This is a genomic window from Victivallis lenta (assembly GCF_009695545.1).
Lineage (GTDB): Bacteria > Verrucomicrobiota > Lentisphaeria > Victivallales > Victivallaceae > Victivallis > Victivallis lenta.
On the sequence record NZ_VUNS01000001.1, the window covers coordinates 1 to 13,972 of the forward strand.

At 44.9% G+C, this 13,972-nt stretch carries 13 protein-coding genes and 1 tRNA gene; 4 read left to right on the plus strand and 10 right to left on the minus strand.

The features are described from left to right. Positions 1-368: 368 nt before the first annotated feature. The 8 genes from FYJ85_RS00005 to FYJ85_RS00040 all read right to left on the minus strand — a co-directional run bounded on the left by FYJ85_RS00005 (position 369) and on the right by FYJ85_RS00040 (position 7,179). Positions 369-1,145, minus strand: coding sequence for a hypothetical protein (locus tag FYJ85_RS00005; RefSeq protein ID WP_154416576.1), 777 nt, complete (start codon positions 1,143-1,145; stop codon positions 369-371). Between the two features lie 31 nt (positions 1,146-1,176). Next, positions 1,177-2,001: a hypothetical protein gene (locus FYJ85_RS00010; RefSeq protein ID WP_154416577.1), complete on the minus strand. Its 825-nt coding sequence runs from the start codon at positions 1,999-2,001 to the stop codon at positions 1,177-1,179. An 11-nt stretch (positions 2,002-2,012) separates the two neighbouring features. Continuing rightward, complete coding sequence (locus FYJ85_RS00015) at positions 2,013-2,627, minus strand: hypothetical protein (protein WP_154416578.1); 615 nt, start codon at positions 2,625-2,627, stop codon at positions 2,013-2,015. Positions 2,628-2,723: 96 nt separating this feature from the next. Continuing rightward, positions 2,724-3,215, minus strand: coding sequence for an IS200/IS605 family transposase (gene tnpA / locus FYJ85_RS00020; RefSeq protein WP_338116689.1), 492 nt, complete (start codon positions 3,213-3,215; stop codon positions 2,724-2,726). 14 nt (positions 3,216-3,229) lie between these two features. Then, positions 3,230-3,691 carry a hypothetical protein gene (locus tag FYJ85_RS00025; protein WP_154416579.1) on the minus strand — a complete coding sequence of 154 codons (462 nt, stop codon included), beginning with the start codon at positions 3,689-3,691 and terminating at the stop codon, positions 3,230-3,232. Between the two features lie 355 nt (positions 3,692-4,046). Continuing rightward, on the minus strand, positions 4,047-5,573 hold the full coding sequence (locus FYJ85_RS00030) for an argonaute/piwi family protein (RefSeq protein WP_154416580.1): 1,527 nt from the start codon (positions 5,571-5,573) through the stop codon (positions 4,047-4,049). Next, positions 5,566-6,915 (minus strand): TIR domain-containing protein, encoded by a 1,350-nt coding sequence (locus tag FYJ85_RS00035; RefSeq protein WP_154416581.1) that lies wholly within the window; start codon positions 6,913-6,915, stop codon positions 5,566-5,568. Before FYJ85_RS00035 ends, FYJ85_RS00030 begins: the two co-directional genes overlap by 8 nt. Positions 6,916-6,939: 24 nt before the next feature. Then, on the minus strand, positions 6,940-7,179 hold the full coding sequence (locus FYJ85_RS00040; RefSeq protein ID WP_154416582.1) for a helix-turn-helix domain-containing protein: 240 nt from the start codon (positions 7,177-7,179) through the stop codon (positions 6,940-6,942). Between the two features lie 616 nt (positions 7,180-7,795). Between FYJ85_RS00040 and FYJ85_RS00045 the strand changes: the two genes are divergently transcribed. Further along, complete coding sequence (locus FYJ85_RS00045; RefSeq protein WP_154416583.1) at positions 7,796-8,206, plus strand: DUF2924 domain-containing protein; 411 nt, start codon at positions 7,796-7,798, stop codon at positions 8,204-8,206. After that, positions 8,203-10,065, plus strand: a complete 1,863-nt coding sequence (locus tag FYJ85_RS00050) for a recombinase family protein (RefSeq protein ID WP_206212884.1) — start codon at positions 8,203-8,205, stop codon at positions 10,063-10,065. The genes FYJ85_RS00045 and FYJ85_RS00050 overlap by 4 nt, the downstream gene beginning before the upstream one ends. A gap of 178 nt (positions 10,066-10,243) precedes the next feature. On the opposite strand, the gene FYJ85_RS00055 is transcribed toward FYJ85_RS00050, so the two are convergent. Together FYJ85_RS00055 and nagA are read right to left on the minus strand one after the other, a co-directional pair. After that, positions 10,244-10,333, minus strand: a tRNA-Ser gene (locus FYJ85_RS00055). Between the two features lie 85 nt (positions 10,334-10,418). After that, positions 10,419-11,561, minus strand: a complete 1,143-nt coding sequence (gene nagA / locus FYJ85_RS00060) for an N-acetylglucosamine-6-phosphate deacetylase (protein WP_154416585.1) — start codon at positions 11,559-11,561, stop codon at positions 10,419-10,421. 208 nt (positions 11,562-11,769) lie between these two features. Here nagA and FYJ85_RS00065 point away from each other — a divergent pair, with 208 nt between their 5' ends. Further along, positions 11,770-12,678: a nucleotidyltransferase family protein gene (locus tag FYJ85_RS00065; protein ID WP_154416586.1), complete on the plus strand. Its 909-nt coding sequence runs from the start codon at positions 11,770-11,772 to the stop codon at positions 12,676-12,678. Continuing rightward, a complete protein-coding gene (locus FYJ85_RS00070; RefSeq protein ID WP_154416587.1) occupies positions 12,675-13,784 on the plus strand; it encodes a phosphotransferase enzyme family protein in 1,110 nt (369 codons plus the stop codon). The genes FYJ85_RS00065 and FYJ85_RS00070 overlap by 4 nt, the downstream gene beginning before the upstream one ends. Positions 13,785-13,972: the final 188 nt, after the last annotated feature.

Sequence of the window (13,972 nt, forward strand, 5' to 3'; positions counted from 1 at the left end):
CTATCTTACTCTTATTGACAGAATATGATGCATTGTTGCATCATATTGACTGTCAATTTATTAACAGGGAGAAAAGTGTCACCTGTTTTTTACTGAAAAACAGAACCATTTATTCCCGCACATGACAAATTTATCACTTTCCAATATGCAGTGGATCCAGAAAACCCACTGGAAACAGATATAGTTCGTGAAAAAGAAATTCCAGGAGTACTTGATGTACCATAATGCAATTCATTACTTCCCCAGGCAGAACTTACCGCAACAGTCCCATTTGTTGTTGTTAAAGTATTCTTTAATAATTGGTGCCATTCTTTGTAAGCCAATAATAATTAGTGCACCATTATTTAAAGAATAAAGAAAGGCACCATTTATTTTGTATTTTCTGGATATAATTGCTTAATAATTTTATCCAATTCTTTTTTTTGGTCGGAGTCCATCCGGTTACGATTCATTCTCAAATAAAAAAGCAGCGTTTCTCTGATTGTTTTTGGTGTATCTTTTACAGTCACTTTATCAATTGCCTCCCGGAAAAAAATCCGACTGTAGGCGGACAAGGCAACCATGCAAGCGTTTTGACACGCAATATTATCCAGGTTTTCATACATAATGGCGAAGATGGACGAAAAAGCTTTTTCTTCTGGAAAGTATCCGTACCTCAGCATGGATTGCTCAAAAAAATCATAGGGCAATGCTGGTAATTGTTCCGGCAGCTTGTTGTTTTCGCGAGCCTTCCGGACAATGAGGCAAACGATAATATTACGCAAGAAATCATCCGCTTGAGGGGCCGAATAGCGGACATAAGGGCGCGAAAGCAGCCGTCGGGTCAATTCCGGGGCAATCTCCCCCTGTTCCATTGCTTCGCGAATTTGCCGCGCGACTTCTGCGCGTTTTCCTTTTGGAATTTTTGCCGCCGCATCGAGAATTTTCCCAATATCGGAGGCATTTCTCACCGTTCCAACAACAAGCGCTTTCGAGGCAATTGCATCATCTGAAGACCCTGCTAATTCTAAAAGAAAAGATTTATCATTTTCCGTTAGCTCTTTATTTTTCCATAACAGGTCAGTCAGGCGGCCCGTTTCATTGGCACAAAGATAATTCATTTGCATTACTGCGAAAAAGAGAAAGATCAATAATATCTGATTCATTTGTCCTCCCTTTTTTACTCGATGTGTCGTGTTATTCTTCTTCTTTTGCGTAATAGCCGACTTCTTTCAGCAATTTAACGGAGTCGATTCTTTGTTCTTCAGTCAGCCGCCACTGATTGAGCTGCAAGTAGATACCGAGAAATTCCCGGTCCTGCTGCGGCAGATCATGGCGCTTCAAAGAAGCAACAGCTTCATCGAAAAATACTCGGTCATAAGCTGACAATGCCCATGCATAAGCATAGATTCGCGAAACATTCTTTTCATTGGCAGCTAAGTTGCTGAGGTAGACGAATGCCTCCGCCTCCTGTTTCCAGGAAAATTCCAGAATAGCTTTTTGTTCCGGAGTAAAATAAATTTTTGGGGGGATCGCCACTTGTTTATGATTCCTGCGGGCCTCGAGGGTGAGATGATTGACTAAGATATTCCTGGTATATTGAGGTAGACCTCCACGTATTTTACCTGTTGCGGCAACCTGTTCCAGTTCCGACGTCAATTGCGCAAAAATATTCCCTCGGGCGCTCAAAATCGTGATGTATTCCGCAAGTTTCTTGGCGTCTCCCGTTAAATGTGCCGACGCGTACTCCAACATTGCCGGCAGAGTCCGGGCTTGCTTGGCTACGGCTGCAGCCAACGCCGCTTCCGCGACATAAATGTGAGGATGCTTCAGGCAATTGAACAGTTGTTCCTCTTGGGATTCCGACAAGCTTTCCGTTTGCCATGACAAGCTCTTGATCTGTCCCATCAGGATGGCGTCTTTTTTATCCAGAGCGACGTAATCCCGTGCATGTAGGGTGCTGACTGCCAGAAAGCCGATCATGATAATGACTGATTTTATCAATATGTTCTTATATTTCATGGTGAACTCCTTCATTGTTTTGAATTGCTTCCGGGATATGCCCAATCTTTACTGGTATCGGCACTCTTTATTGCCTGCTCTTCCACAGGACCTCCGGCATATGCTTCATCATCCGGCAGAAAGTCATCTAACCCAAGTTGACCTTCGAAAATGCTGTACCTTCTCAGGCGATCACTTTTAGATATATTATCCTCAAAGTCATTATACAAATAATCAGCATCATAATCATCTGCTCCGCCGGGTGCTCCCGGTTTTTCATTATTCGCATGTTGACGTTCATGTTCTCGAACGCCAAAGAAGTATTGATAATATTTATAAATCTTTGACCTTCCTGTGGCTTTCAAACGTCCTTGAGCATTAATGGTTGTAGTGATATAGGTATCTCCGGAGTAGGCGCGGTCTCCAATGCGAATCGTACTTTCTCTCCCCCCGTTTTGCGAACAGGATTCACTATCGAAAGCATATTTATAACTACCTCCTCCCGCATTCTGTTTGTAGTAATAGAACCAATTGGGGCATCCCGGACAATCGGTACAATTGGGGTGATTCGTAGCTGTCGCGTTATAGAAGACTTCGTAATCGGCAGATTCGGTGATTGTTCCTATCGAACCGGTATAAACAAACACACCGGAGGTTTTCCGCAAAAGATCATTTTTTTCCTTCCCCTCATTATGAAAATATTCATCTTTTAATATTAATGATACGTTGCGTAAATGAGTAATTCAAGTTATCTTATTGTAAATAATGGAAAATGAAGTTCCTCGACCCAAAGGTCGAGGTATCTTCTCACAAATCGAGGTTAGCTGTTGAAACAGAAGTCTTTTATAGGTTCCTTGGCCAGAGATGTATTTTTGGATGCTTTCCGCATTGGCATATTCGCCAACGGTATTCGCATAGAAACCGCTTGTCCAAAGATTACCACTCCACAATACTTTTTTCACTTCTTTATGTCGAGAAAATACCTCACAAACTGTAATGCTTTTTACAATAGTTGCAACCCTACTCACTGATAAGGAAGAAACACTCTGAACAAGAAAGTGAACATGATCATCATCGGAACCAATCTCAACAAAATGGATTTCGTAACAATGAGATATTCCCAAACAAATATCCTTAAGACTTTCTGTTACTTTATCAGAAAAAATCTCTTTTCGATATTTTGCCGGAAATACCAAATGGTAAAGCAAAAGTGTCTTATTATGGCTTTTCTGGATATGTTATGTCATATCTAGTAATATAGCTTCTGGTTGTGGGTGGAAACGGCGATGTTCAATGTCCGCATATGCTGTGCATATTCATCGGCAATCTGACTGGTAATATCCCGTAGTGTCTTACCGGGATCGTCGATCCAGTTCACGAACTCTTCGAAGGTAGAGCGATAGGCAAGTGCTTCGCTCACTGTATCAGGAGTAGCGCGTTCAGGACTTCTCTCATAGATGGCCCATGCTTCGGAAAGCAGCAGATTCTTTTCGGGAGTGATAAGACCACGTGCATGTTTGATGTGAGCTGCAATGATTTCAGCGGAAGTTGCTTTCAGAAGTGGAATCTGTTTGTTTGCTTCTTTCTGGTTACGGGTTTTAAGGCTGATTGCCTTGCGTGCTCCGTTGACCTGATAGCGGAAATAATAGATTCCACCTTCCTCTTTCTGGTAGACGGTTCCGAGATCGAGTTTGATTTTTTGGATGGCCATGTTCTGTCCTTTCGTTTGAAAGTACCGGATTTAGCCAATATAGACGTGTTTTGACAAAAAGAAAGCCCGAAACGGTACAGATCAATACCTTCCGGGCTGTTCACACTCAAAAATGGCGGAGAGAACGGCTTTTGAACCCCCGGTGCTGTTATGCACGTAAGTGTATCGATGTTCAATAACTCACATCAAACGGACAAAAAAATTAAGTGTTTAAGGCCGTAAATTTCTTGATTTTTTCATCAACGTTGATTGTGTTGGGGATATTCGCTATATTTGTTAGTACCAGTATTTCAATCTCAAAATAAACTACCTTGATGTATAAGTATACGAAGTATTGATTCCGCGGCAACTCAAATTAAATATAGTATTTAAACGCCAATGGTGGGGTTTTCAACTCAGGACAAGCTGTAAGGATTTCTCCGACTTTGTCTGCAAAGCGTAGCGTTACCGGTATTCCATCCCCATATATACATGCGTTATAATTAAGTTTTGTCAACGACAGAATGTCTGTCGCAACAACTTTGAGATCAGCGACACCTTTATCTATTCTAATTTGGATAGGTCTTGGTATCTCCATCGCTGATGTTGTTTGAAGCCTTGGTATATATCCAGTAGTCCAAAGCAAGCATTCCCACTTGTTAATAATATGAAACATCCCACGCGGAATGGGGTAATCTCCGTCTTTTCGATATAATTTCAATGGTTCTCGGTTGGATATTGTTATTCCTACGATGTTCGTTTCAGAAGGAGTAACACTTTTAAATGCTGCCCACTCTTCTTCGTTGAATCTTGTTTTCGCATGAATAAAAATTTCTGCTGGCGCTTTGTTCATAATACTTCTATACGAGTCTAGTGCTTGAGTGAGCAATTGTTTAGCTTCTCGTTCCTGGAGATGATATTCTTTGGTTTCTGGATTGAACCATGGTCCTACTTCCCCGCGAAAAATGGTACCATCACCACTATCTAAAAACATCTGAGCCGCACAACAAGCGTTTCTCACATCTTTTGTATTAGATAATTGTTTATAGACCAAACCAAGATAGCAAACTCCTGCCCTTATATCTGACAACTTCCATGGCTTACCGCCAGCTTTATAGTATGCGGCCGTAGAAATAGACCATGCTTGGTGCCCTTCTATCTTTGAAAAATCATGAAGATACTTCCCGCGAGTATCAGTAAATGCTCGCCATGCGATCTTACTCTCACGCAGTATCTGTGTGGGAATTGAATAGGGAAGTAAGCGAGCTTTTAATTGATCATGAAATTGGGCATCATAACTATATTTCTTTACTTCATCGGCTTTTTTATCTTCTTCCGCCCGCATATCCGAAAATAGATAATCCGTATAAGAAAATATTTTTGCTTTAGCCTTAGAAAGCAAACTTCGTCTTTTGATTAGCTCTTTAGGGATTGTTGATTTGGGACGGCAATATTTGTGAATAATATCAGGAACAATAATGAACCAAACATCTATGTTTTCATCGTCATTTTTCTTTGAATTGACTATTGGCTCTATGAATAAACTCACCATGTCGTAAGTGCGCACATGTGTACTATCAACATACAAAAACTCATTAATTTTTTCTTGAGATATTTCTTTAAATAGGATATGGTCTGGACTCCAACTACATCCAAATGCAGCTTCAAATCCAGGAAAAAATGGTCTACTGATTGAATTACTATTATAAACTGGAGACTGAATGCTTTTTAAAAAATTCTGAAAATATTTATACCCTTCCTTGGTTGCTACTACTCCACTTCGTATCTCTCTAATTGCCGAAGGTAATGGCCCAAACAGTGTAAGCCCATCTCTCGGATCAGGCATTTTCTGGCCATGTCCTAATAAGATATTGGGTTCTGGAATATATGATAATTTACGCATCGGCACTCTCCGTATTAGTATTCATTAGAGAGTCTCCTTGTTTTTCTATATCAGTTTCGATGAATTCATCATCCAAATTATTATTTTTAGGCAATTTGTAACTAATTGGAGATTGAAATTGAATTGATGTTGCTGAGATTAGAAATTTTTTCTCATTCCCCAAAGAAAAAGTCATGCAGTCAGTGTCTTTAGATAAAAACGTGACAAAAGCAAATAATCGATTTCTCCAGTCTTTATTCCACCAGCTTTTTCCTTTTGTTCGTCGTGCAGAATGTTGAATACCATCTTCTCTAATCAAGGTCTGACCATCTGTTGTAAATACTATATGAGAACGAATTTGTAATAATGGTTCTGGAAATAATTTTACAGATGCTGAAATAGCAAAGTGCCACATCTTATCTTTTTGTTTGCCTACAAGCTGAATTCTGCCAATTTTATTTTTAGGAATTACATCCGCAGGTAGCCAAAAAGCATAATGTCCCGACATTAGGTACGATCTTATTCCAGCAGTTTGTTTCAATGTATAGCCAAAAGCTTTATTTAGAATTTCAATGAGTAGTAATTTTGCCTGTTTTTTATCTATGAAAAGTACGGTTATATTTTGATCTAAAATTTCTTGAGTTAACAAAATTTTAGGATTTTGATCTACTTTTTCAGATAAATCACTTGGTAGAGATTCGAAGCATTCAAAAGTGACCAAATACCCCTGATGTGTTGTTGCCGGAATACTGATATCCTTTTTGAAAGACGAATCAAAATTACCTTTAAGCTTGAAAAAAAACAATTCTTTGGGAAGCGTTGTGATCGGAAACCAATTTGAATCATAAAGTTCTGTTTTCCAAATCACGTTACTTTCTATATTCAATAAATCATGAATAAGTTGCGCAACTTTAGAGTAATTTTCTGGAGAACGAGGAATTTTTTGTTCTTCGAGTGATTTTAACAGAGCTTTTAAGCCAGTCGCCCAAGATGCAGTGAAGTCGATGGCATTTAGTCGAATAATATCAACATTAATGTCATCATAAGAGAGATTCGGGTCCACTTTTAATGGGCAAATAAAAGTATCATCATTTATCACTTTTTGTGCTTTTGAGGCTACTGCAATTTCCTTCAACACCCCAGGTGCAGAATTTGATTTTTCAGATAAGACCAACAGGAACTTACAGGTATTTTGTCTTATCTCAGTTTCAATCTCACGCCAAAAATCTCCGCCTTTTTTCAATTTCAAAAGATCGCACCAAACTTTATATCCCGCTGCCATTAATCTCAATGCAAGCCAACGAGTAAAAGTATCATCTGCAGGCGTTACTGCATGGCTTATGAAAATAGTATTTTTTATCACTATTTAACCTCATAAATAATATATTTACTCTTTTGCATTAATATCTATCTCAGAAATAATTTCTTCTGGAACTGAGTCAACAATGTCGCCAATGTTGCAATTGAGCACACGACATATTCGAAGTAGAATATCGGTCGTAACGTTTTCATTTTTTCCAAGTTTAGCCAGCGTGACGGAACTGATTCCGGATTTTATCCGTAACTCGCCTTTTGACATATTGTGGTCTATCAACAGCTTCCACAATTTTCTATAATCCGTTCTCATACCGCTCCCAGCAAAGTTTCAAAGTCAAACCGCAACAATGCAGTAAAATATATTCATAAATCGCAAAAGCAAATCTAAAATTTGCTTTTGCAAAGAAAAAACGAATTTTCTGTTTTTTCCATTCGATTAGCGTGGATTGCAGAATGGCAAGTAAAACATTGACTCTACTTGCGTCTTCATGATCTCTGGTGGTTTAGCTTACAATGGCTCTAGCATGAGGCTTTGCCCCTCTGTTTGACGTTCTGCATAACAACTGTGGCCCCGTACATATCTTCCATGAAGTCATGGTGAAAACGTTATAACACCAAGGCTCATAAATTGATTTCAGGGCTTTCTAATGCTTGAGTACGCCAAGAACAATCGACAAATCCTATAGCTCCATAATCAGTCCTCATTATCTACATCAAGTTGGAAAATACCGGTTAGTGTAATATATTCATAAGTGTTTCAAAGTCAAATATAATAATTGACTTTATTATCCTGGTTCAAGCTTCAACAATAAGGAGGTGGATGTGGAAGATAAAATCACGGTGGTCGCGAGAATTGTTGCGATGGCAATCCTTCAGAAGAAATTACGGCGTGTTCGAAATCAAATAAAAGCAGCGAGGGAAAAGCAATGCAAACAGAAGAATTAATATCTGTCTTTTCGAAGTTGGAAGAAATGTCCCTGAATGAATTACGAGATTTCTGGCAAGAGAGATTTCACACACGAGCACCGGGGTTGTCGCGGCATTTTCTTCGTAAGCGTATCGCTTTTTTACTTCAAGAACAGAAATATGGAGGTTATTCCGATTTTGTGCGAACTCAGGTTTTGCATATAGCTTCTCAAGAACCGATAACTTTAAATTCCAAAGGATTTGAAGTTGGAAAAGTATTTTCTCGTGTCTGGCAAGGGACCTTGTATCGGATAGTTGCCGTTGAGAATGGATTTAGAATGAATGGGAAATTATATCGTTCTCTGAGTGGAGCAGCCTTTGCCATAACAGGAACTCAATGGAGTGGAAAAGTTTTTTGGAGGATAAAATGATAAAACAGAAAAGATGTGCTATTTATACCCGTAAAAGTGTTGAAGATGGATTGGAGCAAGAGTTTAATTCATTAGACGCACAGCGTTCGTGTTGCCAGAATTATATTGATTTGCAGGAGTATGACGGTTGGATATGCCTGCCTAAACATTACGATGATGGCGGATGGTCTGGAGGGAATACGGATCGGCCTGCTTTTATGCAACTTCTTGAAGACATTGAAGCGAAGTTGATTGATATTGTTGTTGTTTACAAGGTCGATAGGCTATCCAAATCAATGATTGATTTTATCAAAATAAACAATTACTTCGATCAGCATAATGTTACACTGGTTTCTGTTACTCAAGCGATAGACAGGAATTCAGCATCCGGCAATTTACATTGGCATTCTCTCGTTTCGTATGCACAATATGAGCGTGAAATTATTTCGGAGCGTGTGCGTGATAAAATCGCGGAAAGCAGACGAATGGGAAAATATTATGGAGGAATGACTCCATATGGTTACAAGCGAAATGAACAGACACGCCGTCTTGATATTGATTTGTCAGAAGCCAGAGTTGTCCGCTGGATATTCAAAAACTATCTTAAAATGCGTTCGTGCGGTTTGGTCGCAGCAACACTGAACATGAGAGGAAAGAAAACACGTCGTTGGGTTTCCGTTCGGAATATTCCTCATGGTGGCAAGATCTGGAATCTTCTGGCAATCCACAAAATTATAACCAATCCGATTTATATTGGCATCATTCAGCATCATGAAGAAAAATACCCGGGAGAACACCAGCCCATTATATCTCAAGATATTTGGGATCAAGCGCAAGATATTCTTGCCCAAAATCGCCATAGTCATGGAACGTATTCCAAATTACGACAATTTGCTATTTTTACCACATTAGTAAAATGCGGAGAGTGTGATTGCGCATTAACTCCTACTTATACAGACAAAAACAGAAAGCGTTATTTTTATTATGTCTGTCAGAAAGCAATGAAATATCCAGATCATATTTGTAACCTGAAGAAGATTTCTGCGGGAGAGATGGAAAAATTAATCTGTCATCAGTTGGCCTTTATTCTCCAATCATATTCATTGCGAACAGCAATTATTCGGGAACTCGAAACAGGTCAACGTGAATATTGTAAAAAATTTGTCAAAGAGCGTTCTGCATTGCGTCAAATGCTGAAATATGTAAAGGATGAAGATACACGACAAGAGCAAGAAAAGAGAATTGCAGAAATCAACAGTTGCCTGATTAATTGTCAGAAAAAAATCCGGCAGAGTAAAATTGATCACGATATTGATCAATTTTACCCAATCTGGAACCTTATGTCTCCTCAAAGCAAAACAGAGTTTTTAGATTCGCTAATTGAAGAGATAAGGATTTATCCTACTAAAGTTCAACTTTTCCTGAGTAAAGAGTTTTACAGTCTGAAGGAAGAAATTAGCAGCCGTTTACGGAAAGAGCGAAGTCTGTCGTTCGTTTCTTTCGAAAATGAACGTCTGCTTTTTGAATCCCCAATAAGTCAGCATCGTGTCAATGGTCAAAATCACCTGGAGATGGCGGGTATTAATTATAATGATAATCGTCGTTGTTTGTTACACGCGATTGCAATTTCATGGAAATGGAACGAATTACTCTGTTCCGGCTCGCTGAAGAATATTTCTGACCTAGCCCGCTATGTTAAATTCAGCGAACCATATGTACATAGGGTTTTGGCATTAAGCAATCTTGCTCCAAGTATCGTTGAAGATATTGTCAATGGTAATATTCCAGACGCCTTAAGTTTGGCACGGCTGCATGAAGGATTTCCGGATGATTGGAATGAACAGCGCAAAAAATTAGGTTTTATAATCGAAAACAGCTGAATTTGAACGTAAAATATAACCGTCTCAGAATTTACAGAATGGAAAAGGCACTGGTTTTGAGCGTATATTTTTTTCTGAGCTTGGCTGCAGCCCAAATGCGTGATTCTGGCAACTCTTTCTAGCGCAACAGGATATGATTGCTTTCAGAAAAATAACCGAGAGTTCGAAAATAATAAAATGGCGGAGAGAGAGGGATTCGAACCCTCGGTGAGATTTCTCCCACGCAGGTTTAGCAAACCTGTGCTTTCGGCCACTCAGCCATCTCTCCGCATCGGATGTCGTATTCCTAAAATAGCCTGATTCTGCGGAATGTCAAATCGGATTTGAGGGAAAATTCAAAAATTTCTCCCCCTTTACGCTTCGAAACGGATTTCTCCGTCGACGAACGTCTTCCGGACCTTCCAGGCCGCGTCGAGCAGCACGATGTCCGCCCGGAAGCCCGGCTCGAGTTTGCCGATCCCCGGCAGGCCGAGCGCCTGCGCCTGTGCGTACGACGTCGACTTGACCAGCTCCGCAAGCGGCAGCTTCGTGATTTCCGCCACGTTCTTCAACGCCACATTGAGCTGAAGCACGCTGCCGGCCAGCGCTCCACCCTCTTTCAACCGCGCGGCGCCGTCCTTCGCGATCACCGGCAGACCGCCGAGCGTATATTCGCCGTCCGGCATGCCGGAGGCGCGCATCGCATCAGAAATCAGCTGGATGCGGTCCGGCCCCTTGATCTTGAACACCAGTGCGATCATATCCGGGCAGATGTGGAGCTTGTCGCAGATGAACTCGAGAAAAACATCGTCCTCCAGCAGCCCGGCGCCGACCAGCCCGATGTCGCGATGGTGCAGCGGCGTCATCTGGTTGCAGAAGTGGGACAGATTCCGCATCCCCTCGAGATAACAGCGTTTGAATTCACCGTACTTCGCCGCACTGTGGACGCAGGAGGGAACGATCCCCATCCGGCACAGTTCAGCGGTCAGCGCGGGGGCGCCCTCCGCCTCGGCGGCGAACGAAACCTTTTTCACCGGATAAACCGCGTTCAGCCGCCTGACCTCTTCCGCGTCCGGCAGCCGGACGTAGGCCGGATTCTGCGCGCCGCAGCACTTCACGTTGATGAACGGTCCTTCAAGGTGGACGCCCGGCAGTCTGCAGCCGCTGCCGTCGTAGCGGGCGATCGTTTCGAGGGTTGCCCTGAGCTGCTCCTCCGGCAAAGTCAGCGTGGTCGGCAGCAGCGTGGTCACCCCCTCCTCCAGCTTTCCGCGCGCGATGCGGCGGACGCCTTCCTCGGAAGCGTCACAGAAGTCGAAGTTGTTCCGTCCGTGACAGTGCACGTCGACAAAGCCCGGCATCGCCGTGAGTCCGGTCCCGTCGATGACGTTCCCGGCCGGCGGCAGCGGGGAGCCTCCGTCGCAAATCGAGCTGATCGTGCCGTTTTCGATCAGGACCGCGCCCGAGGCAAGGTCGATTCCGGGCGAGACGACACGGCAATTCACAATCAAGGTACGCATCTGTTTTTCTCCTGTTTGTAAAGGGATGATCTACCACCATACAATATAATGCAGGCGTTCCGGAGCGGAATGCAAAGATCGGCAAAACTTATGGACTTTTTTGCAAAACCGGTCATCCTCCGTTCTTTTTGCGTTGAAAAACTTGTTTTGAGGCATATTTTGAAGTATATTCTCCTGAAATCATCGATATAGTGAAAGGTGTTCTGTCATGAAACTCACGCTTCTCGTGCTGGCGGCCGGAATGGGCAGCCGTTACGGCGGTCTCAAACAGCTTGACGAAGTCGGTCCTTCCGGCGAAACCGTCATGGATTACTCCGTGTTCGATGCGATGCGCGCCGGTTTTGACCGGGTGGTCTTCGTCATCCGCAAGGATATCGAAGAGGCGTTCCGCGCCGCGATCGGCAGCCGTTACGCGGACCGGATCGAAGTCGCTTACGCGTTTCAGGACATGAACGACCTGCCGGCCGGTTTCCGGGTCCCGGAGGGACGCACGAAGCCGTGGGGCACCGGCCAGGCGGTCTACGCGGCGCGCAAGCTGCTCGACGGTCCCTTCGCGGTCATCAACGCCGACGATTTCTACGGCGCGGACAGCTACCGCAAGCTGGCCGGCTACCTGAAGTCGGCACCGGAGGACGGCAAAATCCGCGGCTGCATCGCCTCGTTCGTGCTCTCCAACACGCTCAGCGAAAACGGCTCCGTGTCGCGCGGAATCTGCTCGGCGGACGCTGCCGGGAACCTCTCGAAAGTGGTCGAAAACACGAAGATCTTCCGCCGGGACGGCAAAGTCATCAGCGTTCAGGAGGACGGCGCCGAGCTCGAATTCACAGGAGGAGAGCTCGTCTCGATGAACTCCTGGGGATTCATGCCGGAGCTGGTCGGCGAACTCGAACGGCTCTTCACCGGCTTCCTCGAAGAGCACGGCACCGAACTCAAGAGCGAATTCTATCTGCCGTTCGCCGTCGATACGCTGATCCGCGAAGGCAGGGCCGAGATCAAAATGCTCAAGAGCGAGGACAGCTGGTTCGGAATCACCTACCGCGAAGACAAGCCGTTCGTCCAGGCCGCGCTGCGGAAGCTGGTCGCGGAGGGAGCTTATCCGGAGAAGCTGTTCAAATGACGACTGCCGCGCCGTCCTATACGCAGGCCGATCTCCGGGAGATCTGCGCCGGGTTCGCAATCTACGGGGATTTCCTCGTCGCGGTTCCGTTCGGGACCGGTCACATCAACGACACGTTCCAGGTGACCTACGATCAGGGCGGCGTGCGGCTGCACTACACGCTCCAGCGCATCAACCACGCCGTGTTCCGCAAGCCGGAGCAGGTCATGGAGAACATCGACCGGGTCACCGGCCACCTGCTCGGCAAAATCAGGAGCCGCAACGAGGAGACCCGCAAGCGGACGATCCGGCTGCTGCGGACCTTCTCGAATCTCCCGTACGTCCGGGACTGCCGCGGCGACTACTGGCGGGCTTACGTGTTCGTCGAAAACGCGCGCTCGTACGACGTCCTTGAAACTCCGCAGCAGGCTTACCGCGCCGCGCAGGCGTTCGGCGAATTCCAGTGCGACCTCGTCGACCTGCCGGGGGCGCGGCTGCATGAGACGATCCCCGATTTTCACAACACGCCGAAACGGGTCGAGGCGCTGATCGAGGCCGTCGACGAGGACCGGGTCGGCCGGGCCGCCGGCGTCAAGCGGGAAATCGACTTCGTCCTGGAGCGGCGCGAGGAAACCGAGCTGCTCCTGAAGCTGCATGCGGAAGGGGCTATTCCGGAGCGGATCACCCACAACGACACGAAATCCAACAACCTGCTGATCGACGACCTGACCGGCGAAGGCATCTGCGTGCTCGATCTCGACACCGTGATGCCGGGGCTGTCGCTGTATGATTTCGGCGACATGGTGCGCGGCGGAACGAGTCCGGCCGAGGAGGATGAAGTCAATCTCGCGAAGGTCGGCATGCGTTTCGAGATGTTCGAGGCGCTGCTGCAGGGATTCCTGTCGAGCGCCGGCGATTTCCTGACCGCCGCAGAACGGGAGAATCTGCCCTTCTCGGGCAAACTCATCACGCTTGAAACCGGAATCCGTTTCCTGACCGACTATATCAACGGCGACCTTTACTTCAAGACGCGCCGCCCGAACCACAACCTCGAACGCTGTCGGAACCAGTTCAGGCTGGTCGAGTCGATCGAGCACCAGATGAACCGCATGCTTTCGCTGCTCTGAACCATCCCGGATCTCTCCGTGACCGCATTCCGGGCGGACGAACTCCCACCGGCGGTTTCGTCGCGCCCTTTTCACCGCCTCTCTCCTCCGGCAGATCTTTCCGCTTGATTTTTTCACTCCGCATTGTATATTGCCATATGATACCAATTGAGATTATATCAACCGGTACTTCATGGGGAAGTGCCGGA

Bases quoted from the DNA above. Each gene is read 5' to 3' on its own strand.
- FYJ85_RS00005 (WP_154416576.1), bottom strand. From the start codon at position 1,145: ATGAATCAGATATTATTGATCTTTCTCTTTTTCGCAGTAATGCAAATG.
- FYJ85_RS00010 (WP_154416577.1), bottom strand. From the start codon at position 2,001: ATGAAATATAAGAACATATTGATAAAATCAGTCATTATCATGATCGGC.
- FYJ85_RS00025 (WP_154416579.1), bottom strand. From the start codon at position 3,691: ATGGCCATCCAAAAAATCAAACTCGATCTCGGAACCGTCTACCAGAAA.
- FYJ85_RS00030 (WP_154416580.1), bottom strand. From the start codon at position 5,573: ATGCGTAAATTATCATATATTCCAGAACCCAATATCTTATTAGGACAT.
- FYJ85_RS00040 (WP_154416582.1), bottom strand. From the start codon at position 7,179: ATGAGAACGGATTATAGAAAATTGTGGAAGCTGTTGATAGACCACAAT.
- FYJ85_RS00045 (WP_154416583.1), top strand. From the start codon at position 7,796: ATGCAAACAGAAGAATTAATATCTGTCTTTTCGAAGTTGGAAGAAATG.
- FYJ85_RS00050 (WP_206212884.1), top strand. From the start codon at position 8,203: ATGATAAAACAGAAAAGATGTGCTATTTATACCCGTAAAAGTGTTGAA.
- nagA (WP_154416585.1), bottom strand. From the start codon at position 11,561: ATGCGTACCTTGATTGTGAATTGCCGTGTCGTCTCGCCCGGAATCGAC.
- FYJ85_RS00065 (WP_154416586.1), top strand. From the start codon at position 11,770: ATGAAACTCACGCTTCTCGTGCTGGCGGCCGGAATGGGCAGCCGTTAC.
- FYJ85_RS00070 (WP_154416587.1), top strand. From the start codon at position 12,675: ATGACGACTGCCGCGCCGTCCTATACGCAGGCCGATCTCCGGGAGATC.